The sequence below is a fragment of the Microcoleus sp. PH2017_09_SFU_O_A genome (assembly GCF_020738625.1).
GTDB lineage: Bacteria > Cyanobacteriota > Cyanobacteriia > Cyanobacteriales > Microcoleaceae > Microcoleus.
Map to the genome: position 1 here is coordinate 15,549 of NZ_JAEQCF010000052.1, position 18,733 is coordinate 34,281.

Annotated in this window: 6 protein-coding genes; 4 read left to right on the top strand and 2 right to left on the bottom strand. The window is 44.7% G+C overall.

The window, feature by feature from the left end:
* Positions 1–756: 756 nt before the first annotated feature.
* On the bottom strand, positions 757–1,077 hold the full coding sequence (locus JGK16_RS19925) for a DUF6464 family protein (protein WP_293182948.1): 321 nt from the start codon (positions 1,075–1,077) through the stop codon (positions 757–759).
* 362 nt (positions 1,078–1,439) lie between these two features.
* Positions 1,440–3,917, bottom strand: a complete 2,478-nt coding sequence (ppsA, locus tag JGK16_RS19930) for a phosphoenolpyruvate synthase (protein ID WP_293182950.1) — start codon at positions 3,915–3,917, stop codon at positions 1,440–1,442.
* A gap of 261 nt (positions 3,918–4,178) precedes the next feature.
* On the opposite strand from ppsA, the gene JGK16_RS19935 reads away from it, so the two are divergent.
* The 4 genes from JGK16_RS19935 to JGK16_RS19950 all read left to right on the top strand — a co-directional run bounded on the left by JGK16_RS19935 (position 4,179) and on the right by JGK16_RS19950 (position 18,474).
* Positions 4,179–4,358, top strand: coding sequence for a hypothetical protein (locus JGK16_RS19935; protein WP_293203362.1), 180 nt, complete (start codon positions 4,179–4,181; stop codon positions 4,356–4,358).
* 171 nt (positions 4,359–4,529) lie between these two features.
* On the top strand, positions 4,530–11,006 hold the full coding sequence (locus JGK16_RS19940) for a PAS domain S-box protein (RefSeq protein WP_293192003.1): 6,477 nt from the start codon (positions 4,530–4,532) through the stop codon (positions 11,004–11,006).
* Between the two features lie 368 nt (positions 11,007–11,374).
* Positions 11,375–12,580, top strand: coding sequence for a hybrid sensor histidine kinase/response regulator (locus tag JGK16_RS19945; protein ID WP_293182956.1), 1,206 nt, complete (start codon positions 11,375–11,377; stop codon positions 12,578–12,580).
* Positions 12,581–13,449: 869 nt separating this feature from the next.
* A complete protein-coding gene (locus JGK16_RS19950; protein WP_293192005.1) occupies positions 13,450–18,474 on the top strand; it encodes a PAS domain S-box protein in 5,025 nt (1,674 codons plus the stop codon).
* Positions 18,475–18,733: the final 259 nt, after the last annotated feature.

Here is an 18,733-nt window from a genome sequence, read left to right on the forward strand (position 1 = left end):
AAATTAGGGTGGCAGTTTCCCATCTATGTCAGTCAATTTTAGATTTTAGATTTTAGATTTCCTGGCCAGATGAATCTGGGAGCTTGAACTTTAGTCTAAAGTCTAAAATTTTGGGCTGCTCGCGACTTGAGTCGGGGGCTTGTCTGCATTGTTTTTGGGCGGTGTAATTTAATTGAAATCGGCATACCCTGTATCGACGAGGCGGATTAAAAATTTATGACTTGCAGTCTAGTTAGTGACAACAATCCAGGTTTGAGACTGCGTTCATCTGCGATCGCCAAAAATAGAATATTGTTACCCACAAGCAACTTCTCAAAATTTCAACTTAGAGTCTTCGAGCGGATTTCTGTTTAAGGTAAATGCTGGAGACAATTGTTAGTGCTGAATTTTTCATGATGTTTTGGAGAAATCGATTTACAGATTTGCTGGTAAGCTACTTGCGATTTTCCTGGGTCTCCCCCAGTTACGCCCAAGAGAGTAGAAACCCGATTTATTCCTAGATTTTTTGCAGCCCAACCAAGATTTACAATCTAAATCTGGTTTCTGAGCGCAAGTCATCAACTAGAAAAACACCGATCGTCATCCGCTAGTTAGGGCCAATTTAACCCAGCAATACTGCTCGATTAGATTTTAATTACTTAGTTTGGGCGCGGCTAGTCCCCAAAAAGCTTCAACAACAACCCTTCCACGTAAGTACATATTAACTGATGGATTACTACCTCAGCAAATATTCGCATACAACAACCCCAATACAACCTATATCTTTTGGGCGCGAACGTCAAGAGTTCTGGCTTGATAGTACCGACAATCTTGACAGGGCCCAGAAGGATTCACAGCACAGCGAATGTAATTAGAGCGAGCGTTATACTCGCAAGTGATATCGCCGATCGGATAACCCAGGCCTTCTACGTAAATGCGATCGCCCATTGCTAGTTGAGCAGGCAGGGGTCTATTTGCTACCGCCCGCCTGGCCGCTGCAATTCTCTCGCTGACTTGCCTCTCGGCAGAGCGCATCACCCACAAAGACACCAGCGACGGAGCCAAACCTATGACAATAATCAGGAGAACTGTAAACACATTTTCAGAGCTTTTGTGAATAATCTTGTTTTTTATTTACATAATCCCGAAGCTAAAATCATCGGGTAACAGACGGTTTTCAATCAGGAAAGTTCCCAGTGAAATCTCAAACTATGCCGCCCGTGCGTTAACCGTTTGCTGGTAAGGGTTGTTGTGGATAGGTTCGTAGTGAGGAATGCAAGTCCTTTCTAAATCAGAGGACTTGCATTCCTCGCTACGAACGGGAGAGGGGTTACACTTGGGAGCATCTCATGTTTGTAAAAAGAATTTTTTTATTTGAGTGCTGTCCCCGCTCGCGTATTGTATAATACGCGAGCGGGGACAGCACTATAAATGAAAAAATGCAAAACTGAGATACTCCCTTAAACTTTAGCAACCTGCGCCGCTAAATCCATCACCGCACTGGAAGCCTCCACCTTAGCAACATCAAGCAAAGTCTTCAAAACCGAATCGGGATTCAAACTAATCGAATCAATTCCCAACTCAACCAAGAAGCGAGCAAACTCAGGATAATCGCTGGGTGCTTGACCGCAAATGCCTATCTTGCGATCGTACTTCTTGGCGGCTTTAATGGCAATTTCCACCATCCGCTTCACAGCTTCATTGCGTTCGTCAAAGATGTGGGCGACTAAGGCAGAATCCCGGTCTAATCCTAATGTTAGCTGAGTTAAGTCGTTGGAGCCGATCGAGAATCCGTCAAAAACCTGGGCAAATTCGTCAGCAAATATGACATTGCTGGGCAATTCGCACATCACGTACACCTGCAAGCCATTTGCACCCTTGACTAAACCGTGTTTCGCCATCTCGGCCAACACTTTGCGCCCTTCCTCCGGCGTGCGACAAAACGGAATCATCGGAATCACATTTGTCAAGCCCATTTCGTCGCGCACTCGCTTTAATGCCTTGCATTCCAAAGCATAAGCTTCGCGGTAATTCGGGTCATAATAACGAGAAGCGCCGCGCCACCCGATCATCGGGTTTTCTTCCTTCGGTTCAAACTGCCGCCCTCCCAGCAGATTAGCATATTCGTTGCTCTTGAAATCGCTCATCCGCACGATGACTGGATTGGGATAAAATGCGGCGGCGATGGTGGCAATTCCGCAGGCTAATTTGTCGGTAAAGAAATCGGGTTTGTGTTTGTAAAGTGCTGTGAGTTTGGCAATTTGGCGCTTGACTGATGTGTCGGTCAATTCGTCAAAGTGAATCAGTGCCAAGGGATGCGCTTTGATGTGGTTGGCGATGATGAATTCTAGCCGCGCTAACCCTACGCCATCGCAAGGAATTGCTGACAAACCAAAAGCTTCTTCTGGGTTTCCGACATTCATTAAAATTTGAGTGCGGGTGCGGGGCAAATTGTCGATCGCAATTTCTTGAATTTCAAAAGGAACTAAACCGGAATAAACTTTGCCTTCGTCTCCTTCGGAACAAGAAACAGTAATTTCTTGATTGTTTTGCAAGACTTTAGTACCGTCGCCGGTGCCGACAATGGCGGGGATTCCCATTTCCCGGGCAATGATCGCAGCATGGCAAGTACGGCCGCCGGAATTGGTGACAATCGCGCTGGCTTTTTTCATGATCGGTTCCCAATCCGGGTCAGTTTTGTTGGTAACAAGAACTTCCCCTGCTTCAAAGTCAGCGATTTGGTGAACGTCTAAAATTACGCGGGCTTTACCTTGTCCGATAGCTTCACCAACGGCACGCCCTGTTGCCAAAACTGCGCTGGAACCTTGCAATTTGTAGTTGCGTAAAACTGTAGCAGATTTTTGTGATTGTACTGTTTCCGGCCGCGCTTGGACGATGAATAGTTCGCCTGTATTGCCGTCTTTTGCCCACTCGATGTCCATCGGCGTGTAGGTGCCGCGGACTTGAGAGTAGTGTTCTTCTATCTGTACGGCCCAACGTGCTAGTTGCAGAATTTCTTCATCGTTAAGGGCGTATTTGCCGCGTTCTGCTGGGGCTACCGAGAGGTTTTTGGTGTATTTGGAACCGCCGAGATCGTACACCATTTTGATGTCTTTGGTGCCGAGGCGTTTGTCGAGAATTGGGCGGAAATCTTGTTTTAATGTGGGTTTAAAAACTAGGTATTCGTCGGGATTTACTGCTCCTTGAACGATGTTTTCTCCTAATCCGTAGGCGGCGGTGATTAGGGCGGCATTTTTGAAACCGGTTTCGGTGTCGATGCTGAACATGACGCCGGAGGATGCTAAGTCCGATCGCACCATTTTCTGCACGCCGACGGATAAGGCGACTTCAAAGTGGTCGAAACCTCGTTGTTGGCGGTAAGAAATCGCTCTGTCGGTGAAGGTGGAGGCGAAGCATTTGTGGCAGCATTGGAGGACGCTGGTGCAACCGTGGACGTTGAGGTAGGTTTCTTGCTGTCCGGCGAAACTGGCGTCTGGTAAGTCTTCGGCGGTGGCGGACGAACGGACTGCTACGTCTGTACTGTCGCCGTAGCGATCGCACAGTCGATCGTAAGCATCTGCGATCGCCACTTGCAAGTCTCGCGGAAACGGTGTATCGAGAATTAACGCCCGCGCTTGCTTCCCTTTGATGCGGAGGTTCTGGAGATTTTCTACGTCTAAATCGGCAAAAATTTCGCGCAATTTTGCTTCTAAACCCGCCGACTCGATGAAGTACCGATAAGCGTATGCTGTAGTTGCAAATCCATTGGGGACGCTGACTCCTTTGGGGGTTAACTGTTGAATCATTTCCCCCAATGAAGCATTTTTACCCCCTACTAATGGGATGTCGGCTATCCCGACTTCATCAAACCACAATATTAAGGCTTTTTCTTTGGGAATTAAAACTTGTTTTTCTTGAATTGCTAATTTGTCTAGCATTGCTTTTTTCCTCTCACATTCAGACCAGTTCGGTTAAAGGACAGTAAACAAAGGAGTGTCAATTTTTAAATGTAGTTTTGTTGCCCAAAAGCTCAGATTTTTTTCGCGTCTGTATCCGGCCTAGTTTTTAATTGCCTCTATTTCTATCTTATAACTTTTTTGCTAAATGGCAAGACCCCTGGGGAAGATTTATTTAATTGCAAAAAGTAAAGAAATGGCAGCGGGGAGTTTAGGTAAGCTATCATAAAAAAAATTGTAAAAATGTCAATGTCAGACATAATTTCCACGGATTTATTGGCGCCGATCGCGCAGCGGTGCGGGGATACCGCTCAAATTGTGTTGACTGTTGACGGTGAAGCGATTCGATCGCGGCGATCGCCCACAAAACACAACACCGAGCAGTTTTGTTTCCTCCACCAACCCAGATTCTCAAAACCGTAAAAATTTTACCTCTGATTGGGTTGACCTACTTAGAGCAAAAACACAGTCGATGTAGAACATTGTAGTTTTTGGACGCAAGCAATTTTATTTTTTACCAGCGTTATTTTGGCATTCAATTATTTATATGCTATAATAATTAGCTCGACTGCCTTACGATAATTAACAAGGTATATGATATCAGTTTTGAGCCCAACCGCCAAGCGAAACGGCTTTAAAGTTCTCCTGGTCGAAGACAATCAAGCCGAAGCCGATCTAATCGAAGAATTGTTATTAGAAACAAATGTCAGCCGAGCCGAAACCCAAAGGCTGTCAGTAAGCTGTACAGACCGTCTCAGCAAAGCGCAGCAAATTTTGCTCGGCGAACATTTTGATGTGATTTTACTTGACCTTTCGCTGCCCGACAGCCAAGACATAAGTACAATTGTTAACATACAAGAATACAGCCTCAATACTCCGATCGTCGTACTGACGGCGCACAACGATGAAGAACTCGCCGTGCAGTCAATCCAAGCAGGAGCTCAGGATTATCTAGTCAAGCGAAAAATCGACAGCGAAGTGTTAATGCGATCGCTCCGCTACGCAGTTGAGCGGCAGCACAACCAAGAAGCTTTGCAAAAAAGTGAAGCAAAATATCGCTCCGTAGTCGAAAATTCCCTCGTCGGAATTGCGATTATTGCTCCTCCAGTTTCCCTCTCAGAACCCACACAATGCCAGTGGTTGGAAGTTAACGATGCTTTGTGCAATTTGCTGGGATACGAGCGCCAAGAACTTTTGCACGGAAATTGGGAACAGTGGGGCTATCCTGAAGACTGGCAGGCTAGTTTAGAGCAGTTAAATAAAATTTTTGCCGGGGAGAGCGAAGGCTATATTTTAGACAAAAGATGGCGCAAAAAAGATGGAAAAATAGTTTATACTCGGGTTTCCCTGCGCTGCATCCGGGGCCGCGACGGCTCGATCGACCGGATGATTAAAGTAATTTTGGACGTGAGCGACCGCTATCGCTACGAAGCCGAAGTAAAAGCATCAGAAGAGTTTTTAAATCACACGATTAATGCTACTCCTGACCCAATTTTTGTCAAAGACGAGCAACATAGGTGGGTTGTACTAAACGATGCTTTTTGCGAATTGATGGGAAAAGGGCGATCGGAACTTATAGGTACGTCGGGATACGAGTTTTTGGGCGCAGCACAAGCCAAAGTTTTTGAGCAACAAGACGAGCAAGTATTGCAAAGAAGTATTCCCAAACAAACGGAAGAGACTTTTACAGATAGCGCAGGTCAAGAACGCATTATATCTACCAAAAAAACAGTTTTTAATAAAGCTAACGGCACTAAAATGTTGGTCGGAATCATGCGAGATGTGACCGAATACAAGCGCCAGCAAATAGCATTGCAGGAAAGCGAAGATCGATTTCAAATAATCAGCGCTAACGTGCCGGGAATGATTTATCAATACAGGCTTTATGTGGATGGCAAAACATCTTTTACTTATGTTTCTTCTGGGAGTTGGCAGCTCTACAATTTAAGACCTGAAGAAATAGAAGAAAATGCCAGCTTGGCTTTTGCTACAGTTCACACCGATGACATCTCAGACTTGCATCGATCGATCGCAACTTCAGCAGTGACTCAGGAATCTTGGCACCACCAGTGGCGGCAAGTTACGGGAGAACGAGTGAAATGGCTGCAAGGCGCGGCTAAGCCCTCCAAGCAGGCCAACGGCGATATAGTTTGGGATGGTTTGGTGATCGATGTCACCGAATTAAAACAAACACAACAAGAGCGCGATCGCTTCTTTAGCATTTCGCTAGATTTACTTTGCATTGCAGGTTTTGACGGCTATTTCAAACGCTTAAACCCTGCTTGGTCAAATGTATTAGGTTACAGCCGAGACGAACTTCTAGCCAAACCTTTTATAGAATTCGTGCATCCAGAAGACAGAGAAATAACTATAGCTGAATTAGAAAAACTTCAAAATTCTCACCCCGTTATTAACTTAGAAAACCGCTGTATTTGCCCAGATGGTACTTATAAATGGCTGTCGTGGACGGCATCACCTTTTGCTGAAGAAAGTTTAATTTATGCAGTTGCCAGAGATATTACATTGAGCAAGCAAGCTGAAGCTGAATTGCGTAAAAGTGAAGCCACTAATCGCGCTCTTTTAAACGCGATACCCGACATGATATTTCGCTGTCGCGCCGACGGCACTTTTGTAGACTTCAAACCCGCAAAAGATATCCAAACCCTGGTACCGGAAAACATATTTATTGGTCAAAAAGCACAAGACATCTTGCCTGCTGCTTTTGCTGAAAAAATATTGTCCGGCAATCAACAAGCGATCGAGACTGGCGAGATTCAAGTTGTAGAATATCAACTGCCAATTCAGGATGTACTGTGCGATTTTGAAGCGAGAATTGTCTTCTGCACCGATGACGAAATTATTGCGATCGTCCGGGATATCACCAGCCGCAAACGTTTTGAGTCAAAACTCCAGCGACAAGCAGCAGCAATGGCAGCCGCTTCCGAAGGCATAGGTATTGTCAATGCCAGCGGAGATGTGATTTATGCCAACGCAGCTAAACTCAAAATCTACGGTTACAATGCCCTCGAAGAAATATTGGGCAAAAGTTGGAAAATATTTTATGAAGGTGCAGAACTCGCAAGGTTTGAGCGGGAAATTATGCCGACTTTAGCGCACCAAGGTTATTGCAGCACAGAAGCAGTAGGCTGCCGCCGCGATGGCTCTCAATTCCCTCAAGAAGTCTCGCTGACAATTTTGCCGGAGGGCGAAATAATTTGCATTGTTCGCGATATTACTGCGAGAAAGAAAGCAGAAGCAGATTTGCAAGATAGCAAGCGGTTCGGCGATCGCATTGCTGAGGCAAGTCCTAATATTTTGTATGTTTACGACTTGATAGAACAAAAAAATATTTATGCGAATGCTTCTATCTCTCAGATTATTGGCTATACAGTAGATGAGATTCAGGCAATGGGGCCGTTGATGTTAACTTTAATGCACCCGGAAGATGCCATCAAAATGCCTGATTATTTACAGCAAGTCGCAACGGGTACAGAAGGAGAGATCTTTGAAATTGAATACCGCATCCGGCACAAGGATGGTTCTTGGCGCTGGATTGTCAGCCGAGATACTGTATTTGCAAAAACAGCAGAGGGCCAGTTAAAACAAATTCTCGGCACGGGAACTGATATTACAGAAAGCAAGCAAGCAGAAGATGAAATTAAGCTGTTGCTGGCAGCAACTCAAGCCATTAGTAAGTCGGTAGATTTTCACAGCGCTCTCCCTGATATCCTCCGGTTGCTGTGCACTGCGATCGGCTGGAATTTTGCTGAAGCTTGGATACCCGTTGCTAATGGTACTGTTTTGGAACACAGCGAAACTTGGTATGCTAGCGATCGCGATTTAGATAGGTTTGGCCAGGAAAGTAAGAAAATTAGGTTCGCGCCGGGATTGGGAGTGCCGGGACGGATTTGGTCAACCAGAAAGGTAGAATGGATTGAAGATGTTTCTGTAGTCAATAATGCATTTTTTGCCCGATCGCAAATGGCGGCAGCAGCCGGATTGAAAGCTTGTTTCGGAGTGCCGATTCGCGCCAATTCAGAGGTGCTGGCAATTTTACTGTTCTGCAAGCGCGATCCATCAATTATGGAACCGCGTATAGTAGAATTGGTCAATGCGGTAGCGACTCAGTTGGGTTCTCACATTCAGCGCAAACAAGCCGAAGAAGAATTGCGTAAAAGTGAAGAACGCTGGCAGTTAGTTCTTAAAGGCAATCAAGACGGAATTTGGGACTTGAATCTTCAAACAGATGAAGCTTTTCGATCTGCCCGCTGGCAAGAAATTATCGGTTACGCAGACGGCGAAATCGACAGCAGCAACAGCGAATGGATCGATCGCATCCATCCAGACGATCGCGATCGAGTGCAAGCCACAATCCAAGATTATCTCGATCGCCAAACCCCCAATTACGCCGCCGAATACCGCTTGCAGTGCAAAGACGGCAGCTACAAGTGGGTGCTCGCCCGCGCTCAAGCAGTCTGGGACGAAGCCGGAAACCCCCTGCGGATGGTGGGTTCGATGACCGATATCAGCGATCGCAAAGCAGCAGAATTAGCTTTGCTGCGGGTCACTCAAGCTGTGGAAAGTACCAGCGACGCGATCGCGATCGCTGACTTGAAAGGGCGGTCTATTTACCACAATCAAGCCTTCATTCAGCGTTACGGCTACACAGTGGAAGAACTCAACGAGCTAGGCGATCGCGCCGCGCTTTACATCCGGCCTAAAAGTTACAAAAAAATCTATAAAAACATTCGCAAAGGTCGCTCTTGGTGCGGCGAAGTTGCCCTGCGAACCAAGAGTGATGAAGCTGTTACCGCTCTGGTGCGAGCCGATAGCATTAAAGACATAAATGACCATTCGGTCGGGTTAATTGCCGTGATTACAGATATCACAAGACGCAAAGAATCAGAAGCATTTTTGCGCCAGCAATTAAAGCGGGAACAGTTGGCAGTAGCCATGCTGGAACGCATTCGCTCTTCTCTTAATTTAGAACAAATTCTCACCAAAGCAGTCGAAGAAGTCCGCCAGTTTTTGCAAGTAGATAGAACTGTAATTTACCAATTCAATCCTGATTGGAGCGGGTTTGTCGCAGTCGAATCGGTTGGCGAAAATACCCGATCAATTATAGGAATGGAAATTTACGATCCCTGTTTTGGAGAAGCCTACGTTCCTCTTTACCTAGATGGCCGAATTAGAGCCACAGAAGATGTTTACAATGCCGGCATCGCCGACTGTTACTTGAGTTTGTTGACTCGCCTCCAGGTGAGAGCGAGTCTGGTAGTGCCGATTTTGCAAGGCGAAAACTTGTGGGGGCTGTTGATAGCCCACCACTGCACGGCCCCGCATTCCTGGCAAAAATTGGAGGCAGAGTGCCTGAAACAATTGGGCGTGCAGTTGGCGATCGCCATTCAGCAATCGACCCTATTTGAACAAGCACAAACCGAAATAGCCGATCGCAAACAAGCAGAAGCCGCCCTGCAATTAGCCAAAGAAGCCGCCGAAACCGCCAACCGCGCTAAAAGCGACTTTCTCGCCAACATGAGCCACGAATTGCGGACGCCTTTGAACGGGATTTTAGGATACATTCAACTGCTCAAACCGGATAAGAATTTAACTGCGGAGCAACAGGAAAGTCTCAACAACGTTCACCAGTGTGGCAACCACCTGCTAACCCTGATTAATGATGTTTTAGACCTCTCGAAAATCGAAGCTAGTAAAATGGAACTGTCACCGACAAATCTGCATTTTCCCAGCTTTGTTAAAAGTATTGTCGATCTGTTCCAGATGCGCTCGCATCAAAAAGGAATTGCGTTTAATTACGAGCAGGTGTCGGCGCTGCCAGACTACGTTTTTGTTGATGAAATCAGATTGCGCCAAGTTTTGATTAATTTGCTCAGCAATGCGGTTAAGTTTACGGTGAGCGGTGGCGTGACATTCAAAGTCGGTTACGCAGAAAATTATCCTCAAACCCACTGCACAAATTCGAGTTTGACAGCCGAAGTTTCTACTCAAACAATCAATTGGACTGCGAATTTAGACAATCCGAAAAAGTCGATCGCCCTGCGGGAAACCACAGAAGCGCCCGAAGCGATCGCCACAACTACTGGCGATCGGGCCCCAACCGCTAAAATTCGCTTTCAAATCGAAGATACCGGCATCGGCATCCGGCAGAATAAACTAGAAGAAATATTTTTGCCTTTTCATCAAGTAGGCGATCGTAACAATTTCGTCGAAGGTACCGGACTAGGACTTTCCATCAGCCAAAAATTAGTCAAAATAATGGGCAGCGACATTCACGTCCAAAGTACCCCCGGCAAAGGTAGCATATTTTGGTTGGATATAGACTTGCCCGCAGTCGCCGAATATTCTGAAACCCCCTCCACCCAAGAAAAACGCCGGCTTATCGGTTTTAGAGGCAGCCACCGGAAAGTCCTGATCGTAGACGATCACGAAGTAAATCGTGCCATGCTGCACAGACTGCTTTCTCGTTTGGGCTTTGAAATTGCAGAAGCCATAGACGGCGCAGACTGTTTGCACAAAGCACAGGAATTTCTACCGGATCTAATTTTAATGGACTTGCTGATGCCAGTAATGGACGGCTGGGAAGCCACCAGGCGGCTGCGACAGTTGCCGGAATTAAAAGATGCGGTTATCCTTGCTTTGTCCGCTAGCGTTTACGAGACTACCAGGCAAAAAAGCATACTTGCAGGTTGCGATAATTTTGTCACCAAACCGATTCAAACTAACGACCTTTTAGAATTATTGCGCCTGCATTTGAGACTAGAATGGATTTACGAAGAGGGATCGGAAACCAAAAAACGCAAAGCTCAAACTCCCAAAGCATTATCGGAGATTGCGATTGCTGACTCAACAATAGTGTCTCCTGGTTCAGAGTCAGTCTTTGTCTTGTTAAGATTGGCTGCTATGGGCGATATTGAAGCTATCCTGGAGGAAACTGCTAAACTAGAAAATTCTGACCCGACATTAGTCCCTTTTGTTCAGCACGTTCGCCAACTTGCTAAAGGATTTCAGCTCAGGCAAATTCGAGATTTTTTGAAGCAACATTTGCCCTAAAATTGAGGGTAGCCAACCGATAAATTAAAATCAGTTAAATCTCACGCCCCGATCGTGATTGTCAATAACGCAATACGCTTGGATTAAACCCGATCCCCCCTTAGCCAAGAGGGCAGGCACGGGGGCACCGCCCCTACAAAGGGGGGGACAGGATTCTTCTAAAAGTCCCCCGACTATCCGGGGGATTTAGGGGGATATCCGGAAAATAAACACTGTTAACTGAACAGTATTGCCCTATAAAGAGGCTATTGCAAACGTCGGCACCTACCGAGCAACCGGGTTTCTAGAGGCACCGAAAATCCCTTGAATCTCATGTAAAATTACAACCGACAACTCACAACTCAATCATTTTAATTTTTCCCTTAAATATGAACGATAAGAATTCCGAAAGAAGCATCATACTAATTGTCGATGACAACCAAACAAATCTTGACGTACTTTTCGAGTTGTTAAGAAATTACGGATTTAAAGTATTAGTGGCTCTAGACGGCGAAAGTGCGATCGAGCAAATTGAATACATCCATCCCGACTTGATTCTTTTGGATATCATGATGCCCGGAATTGACGGTTTTGAAACTTGCCTGCGTTTGAAAGCAGACCCGTCAACCCGAGACATTCCAATCATCTTCATGAGCGCCCTTTCCGAGACCCTTGATAAAGTAAAAGGCTTTCAGACAGGAGCAGTTGACTACATCACTAAGCCTTTCCAGCACGAAGAAGTGTTGAGCCGCATAGAAACTCACTTGACAATCCGCAACTTGCAACAAAAACTCGAAGAAAAAAACCTAGAACTAGCCCAGCTCAACCAAAATCTGGAAAGACTTGTCGAACAAAAAACCAAGCAATTAATCGACCAGGAAAAAACAGCCATCATCGGACGTTTGACCCAGGGAATGGTGCACAACCTCAAAAGCCCGCTACAAGTGATCCAGACTAGCGTCGATTTGATTGAAACAAAAGCCACAAAAATCCAAGAAGACTCTTTTTTCAATTATACCAAATACATCTTTCAAGCTGTCTCAAAAATTAATCAGATTATGGATACTCTGATGATGAAAAGCAGGAAAGAACAAAACCAAGATTTGCATCCTGTAAATATCAACGATTTAGTACAGCGAGAAATTCAACTATTGGAAGGAAATATGTTTTTCAAGAATAAGATTAGAAAAAAATACTTTTATGACGAAACAATAACCAATATTCCCTTAATTTATTCCTATATTTCTCAAGTATTTTATAACTTAATAAATAATGCAATGGATGCTATGTGGGAAAGAAAAATCAGGGAAATAACTATCGTGACTCGGCAAGACAACTCGAACATATACATGGATATTGCAGATACGGGATGCGGCATAGCACCTGAAGATTTGTCAAAACTTTTTGACCCTTTTTATACGTCGAAGCCGCCTAAAGGCGAAGAACAAATCGAAGGGGAACCAACAGGAACTGGTCTCGGACTTTATACTTGTATAGAACTTTTAAAACCTTTTAACGGCGAGATTGCTATTAGCAGCAATCTCGGTCAAGGCAGCGTGTTTACAGTCGTGCTGCCCAAACAGCCGAAAAATTGATCGACTCAAATCAGTAAAATCGCCTCCGGTAACAAAACCTGAATTAAGTTCGGAATCAGGTTCGTAGTGAGCACTTTAGTCCTTCTTTATCGGGTTCGTAGTCAGGACTTTAGTCCTTCTTTATCCCAAAGATAGGCATAAAGTCCTCACTACAAACGGGCGTTACTTGTCAGTAATTCAACCGAGACCATTTGATAGTATGTTCCGTAAATTCACTGTAACTGACCTAGCTTCGCAGTCAGGAATTTAGTCCTTCTCGATCCGCGATTTTTTGCCCGGTCTCTTGCTATTTCCTTGCCAAAGGTTGTAAATTAAAATAGAGTGGATTTGCACGATCGCTAAAACTACGATAAATTTGGGTCACTAGGTTTGGAGTGAGGCGGACAACTTGCAGCAAATAGCTCAATTATATAGTAACCGCCACATCGGGCGCGGACGTAAATAACCTCATCAATAAAGCCTAGACTTGTTTATGAATCAACGCTTTGATTCCCGTACTTAAATGTCAACTGTCAAGCGGTCAACTGTCAAGCCATACCAATAAATCTCGGGCGTCTGCAAGTACCCAGCCACCCTACAGCCTGCGGTTCAAGTTTCCCAAAAATGATGCCATTCCCTCAAAAGAATGCAACTCGCCGTACTCCCAACCATGAGAGTCATCCACCATTTCCAATTATTCAATTTTTTAAATTTTTAATATAAAATGATAGGAGCTAGGTAGCTGCATCCGCAGCAGTTTTTATTGGATAAATAAAAAGTAGCAAACTGATATCGCTCGAAAAAAAGAATGCAACTTTAGACAAGCGCGAAACCCGAGACTCATCAGTAATTCCCAAATCTAAAATCCCAAATCTAAAATCTAAAATGGTATGACCTCTGTTCTTGAATCAACTTTAACGCCTGCTTGCTTGAAAGTTCTTTTAGTAGAAGACTGTGCCCAAGATGCAGCACTAATTCAAGAACTGCTGTCTGACGATCGCGAACTGAGAGCATCAATTGAGACGACCAATGTAGTTCGCATCGGGGAAGCGATAGAAATTTTAAGCAGCGATGTTTTTGATGTAATTTTATTAGATTTAACCCTCCCTGATAGCCCGAAATTTAATAATTTTTTTCGCCTCCAAGATGGCGGAATCAATATTCCGATCGTCATTTTGATAGGGGCGGATGAAGAAGAATTGGCTGTCAATTTAATTGCCGCCGGCGCTCAAGATTATCTGATAAAAAAAGAATTAGACAGCCGACTGCTGGTGCGGACGATCGAGTGCGCGATCGCCCGCCATAAGCGACAAGCAGAATGGCAAAAAAGTCAAGGAAAATACCCCCAGGTTGTTGACAATATCAAAGAAGTAGTTTTTGAAACAAATATTGCGGGCAATTGGACTTTTCTCAATCCTGCTTGGACGAAAATAACCGGATTTACGGTTGATGAAAGTTTGGGAAATTCCTGTTTGAGTTACATTCATGCTGACGACCAACACCAATATTTAAATTCCTCTAAAAATTCGACTGAAAATCAAGAAATATCCTGTTGCTATCAAATGCGATATCTTACCAAAAATGGCGAATTTCGCTGGGTAGAAATTCAGGAATTTTTGATTTTTGGCAAAAACGGCGCGGCGCAGGGAACTACTGGAACTATTAACGATATTACGGATAAAATTTTAGCCAGAGAGGAAGCGGAAGCTAATAAAAAATTTTTGAATTATACGATCGATGCAGTTGCCGATCCAATTTTTGTCAAAGATGAACAGCACCGCTGGATACTGTTAAATGATGCTTTTTGTAAGCTGATAGGCAAGCAGCGCGAGCAACTGCTAGGTAAATCGGATTACGATTTTTTCCCCAAAGAAGAAGCTGATTTTTTTTGGGAGAAAGACGAAGAAGTGTTTAGAACCGGGGAAGAAAACGACAGCGAGGAAATATTTACGGATGGCAGCGGTGCTAAGCACATTCTGTCTACAAAAAAAACCGTATTTGAAAATACCGACGGCAGTAAAATACTTGTCGGAATAATTCGAGAGGTCACTGAGGATAAGCGGAAACAATTAGCCCTGCAAGAAACCCAAGCTAGACTCCAGCAAATAGCTGCCAATTTGCCGGGAGTAATTTATCAATTCCGCCTCTCAAGTGACGGCAGACAATGTTTTCCTTACATTTCTTCTGGCAGCCGCGATTTATATGAATTGGAACCTGAAGATATTCAGGAGAATTCCGAACTTATGTTCAGTTGCATTCATCCAGACGACCTCCCAAAAATTCAAGAATCTATTGTTTATTCGGCGGTAAATATGCAGCCATGGCAGCAGGAATGGCGCGCGATTATGCGGTCTGGAAAACTTAAATGGATGCGAGGTGTTTCGAGACCAGAACGAGTTAATTTTACGACGCTTATAGGGCCGGAAGGCGATATTGTTTGGGAAGGGATGATACTGGATATTACTGATTTAAAAGAGACGGAAGCGGCTTTGCGGGAGAGTGAAGCCAGATTTCGATCGCTAATTGAGAATATTCCGGGCGCTATCTGCCGCAACTTATACGATGCTGATTGGACGATGGTGTTTGTGAGTGACGAACTTGAGGCAATTAGCGGCTATGCTGCTGGGGATTTTATTCACAACAACCGCTTGAGTTTTGCTAGCATCATCCATAAGGCAGACAGGGAAATGCTCGATCGACAAATCAGAGCGGCGGTAGACTCGAAACAGCCGTATCATGTAGAATACCGGATTGTGCGCGCTGACAGGTCGGTGCGCTGGATGTCCCAAAGGGGTAGGGCGACTTACAATCCAGAAGGGTTGGTTTTGTGGCTTGACGGAGCGATTTTTGATATTACCGATCGCAAAAACGCCGAATATACCCTGTGTTTGGTAACTCAAGCTGTAGACAGCGCTAGCGATGCAATCGCGATCGCAGATTTAGACGGCTATTCAATTTATCACAATCAAGCATTTATTCAACGCTACGGCTATACAGTTGAGGAACTAAATAATGCCGGCGGCCCAGCAGTAATGTACGCCAAATCTCAAGAGTTAAGAAAATTATTTAAAGTCCTGCGGAAAGGTTTGTCATGGAGCAATGAAATTGCACTCAGGGCTAAAAACGGCGAAATTATCGAAACTCAATTGCGAGCTGACTGCATTAAAGATAGCGCCAGCAAACCAATAGGAATGATGGCAATCATTGCTGACCTTACAGACCTAAAACGCGCCGAATCGGCATTAAAATTCAGTCAAGAGCGATTGCAGTTAGCGGTTTCAGGCAGCTCTTTGGGGCTGTGGGATTGGAATATAGCTACTGGCGAAACTTATTTCGACTCGCAGTGGAAATCAATGCTCGGTTACGCAGACACTGAAATTGACAACAACTTCCAAGGTTGGGAAAATTTGCTGCATCCCGAAGACAGAATCAGAGCAAGAGAATCTTTAAATTTATATTTTGAAGGTGGCATCGAGATCTATGAATTTGAATTTAGGATCCTCAACAAAGCCGGAAATTGGCAGTGGATTTTGGGTATGGGCAAAGTAGTCGAGTACGACGAATGGGGTGCGCCATTGCGGATGACGGGTACTCACAAAGATATCAGCGCCCGCGTTGGGGCCGAAGCCGAAAAAACGCAGTTAATCGCATCTCTACAAGAACTTGCCGACCAATTGCAATATGCACAAGAAATTGCCCGCATGGGAACTTGGGAATTCGATATAGAGACCGGTATTGTTAATTGGTCTGCCGAAGTGTTTCGAGTTTACTGTAGAGAATTTAATTGGCAGCCGACAATGACAGAAATTTTAGAGCAAATTCATCCCGATGACAAAGAAAGCGTTACAGAAGCTTTGCAAAAGGCGGTGAATGAAGGGATAGCTTTCGACATCGACCACCGCATATGTTTTCTATCAGCAGAAATCCGGCACGTTAACTGTAAAGGACAAGCTGTTAAAAATGACTTGGGTAAGGTGGTGCGACTGTTTGGCACGGAAATCGATATTACCGATCGCAAAAAAGCAGAAATTGCTTTGCAAGAAAGCGAACAGCGATTTCGGGCTGTATTTGAACAAGCGGCGATCGGGATTGTTAAAGTGTCACCCGAAGGTAGTTTCTTGAATGCCAATCAAGGCTTTTGCAATATTATCGGATACTCAGAATTGGAACTGAAAGCACGAAATGTTTGGGAGATTTCTCACCCCGAAGATGTAGAAGCAGATGTCGAGTCTGCCCAAAGACTGTTAGCTGGGGAAATTTTGAATTATTCACTTGAGAAACGCTTTGTGCACAAAGACGGTTCATTTGTTTGGGCTAATGTGACTGTATCTTTAGTGCGGGACGGGTTTGGGGAACCAAGCTACGGAATTGCTGTGATTGAAGATATTAATCACCGCAAACTTGCCGAGTCTATCTTGCGCCAGCAATTAAAACAAGAACGCTTGGTGGTAGGGATGCTGGAACGCATTCGCTCTTCTCTAAATTTAGAAGAAATCTTGACAAAAGCTGTTGCTGAAATACGGCATTTTCTGCAAACAGACCGGACAATTATTTATCGGTTTAATCCCGATTGGAGCGGTTTTGTAGCAGTTGAGGCGGTGGCTGAAAATTGGCGGTCGCTTCAGGGAATAAATATTAACGATTCTTGCTTTAAAGACAGCTATGGTTCTGCTTACCAAAACGGTCGCACTGTAGCTGTGGATGATATTTACAAAGCCGGTCTTTCTGAGTGCTACATTAATTTATTAGCTCAATTTCAGGTGCGAGCTAATTTGGTAGTGCCGATTTTGCAAGGTGAGAAGTTGTGGGGCTTGTTGATTGCTCACGAGTGCGCTGGCTGCCGCCAATGGCTAAAAATTGAGGTGGAGTGTCTCAAACAAATTAGCGTGCAGTTAGCGATCGCGATCCAGCAATCGACGCTGTTTGAGCAAGCGCAAACTGAAATTGCCGATCGCAAACAAGCGGAGTCAGCTTTGCAGGAATCGGAAGCGCGCGAACGTTCAAAAGCGCGAGAGTTGGAAGCAGCTATTAACAAACTCAGAACCACTCAAGCTCAGCTCGTTCAAAATGAAAAAATGGTGAGTTTGGGTCAGTTAGTTGCTGGTGTCGCTCACGAAATTAATAACCCAGTTAGCTTTATTCACGGCAATCTCAGTCCGGCTCGCCGTTACAGTTTAGATTTGTTGGAATTGATTAAAGTTTATCAAGATTACTGTCCTAATCCTCCGGCTCAAGTGTTAGATAAACTCAATGAAATAGACTTGGATTATATTGCTGACGATTTCCCGAAATTGTTTACTTCTATGCAAGTAGGAACCGAGCGAATTGTCGAAATTGTCAAATCATTACGCAATTTTTCCCGGTTGGACGAGTCTGCTGGTAAGTCGGCGAACATTCACGAGGGAATTGACAGCACTTTGATGATTTTGCAAAATCGCTTGAAATCTCACAGCAGCCGTCCGGGGATTCAGATTGTTAAAGATTACCAGTTATTGCCGCAAGTTGAATGTTTTCCGGGCGAGTTGAATCAGGTATTTATGAATATTTTGATTAATGCGATCGATGCTTTGGAGGAACGGGACAAGGGGCGGACGATCGAGGAGTGCGATCGACATCCCAGTACGATCGCGATTCGGACTTATGAGGCTGCTGCGGGCTTCGTAGCGGTATCTATTGCGGACAACGGCGGGGGGATACCGGAGCTAGTGCGATCGAGGCTGTTTGACCCGTTTTTCACGACTAAGCCTGTGGGCAAGGGCACGGGTTTGGGACTGTCGATTTCTCACTCGATTGTAGTCGATCGCCACGGCGGCAGATTGACCTGTATTTCGACACTGGGAGAGGGATCGGAGTTTTTGATTGAAATTCCCGTGCGATCGAATTTAACTGATACCAGTTCAACAGTTGACGGTTGACAGTTGTTATTTGTTATTTGTTATTTGTTATAGCGGTTCTCAGATAGATTAGGTACGTTGTTGGGATGCGAGCCCTCTTTGTTTAAGTGGTTATATAACAATACGGTTTACTTAACACTATTTATGCGCCGGAGATCCCCCTCGCATCCCCCTTAAAAAGCTATGCTTTATAAACATCTTTCTTAACAAGAAATTTGACAAAAGTAACTACTTGTGTAGGAGCCATTGGGGATCTCGCTTCTGATTGAATGGCAATTAT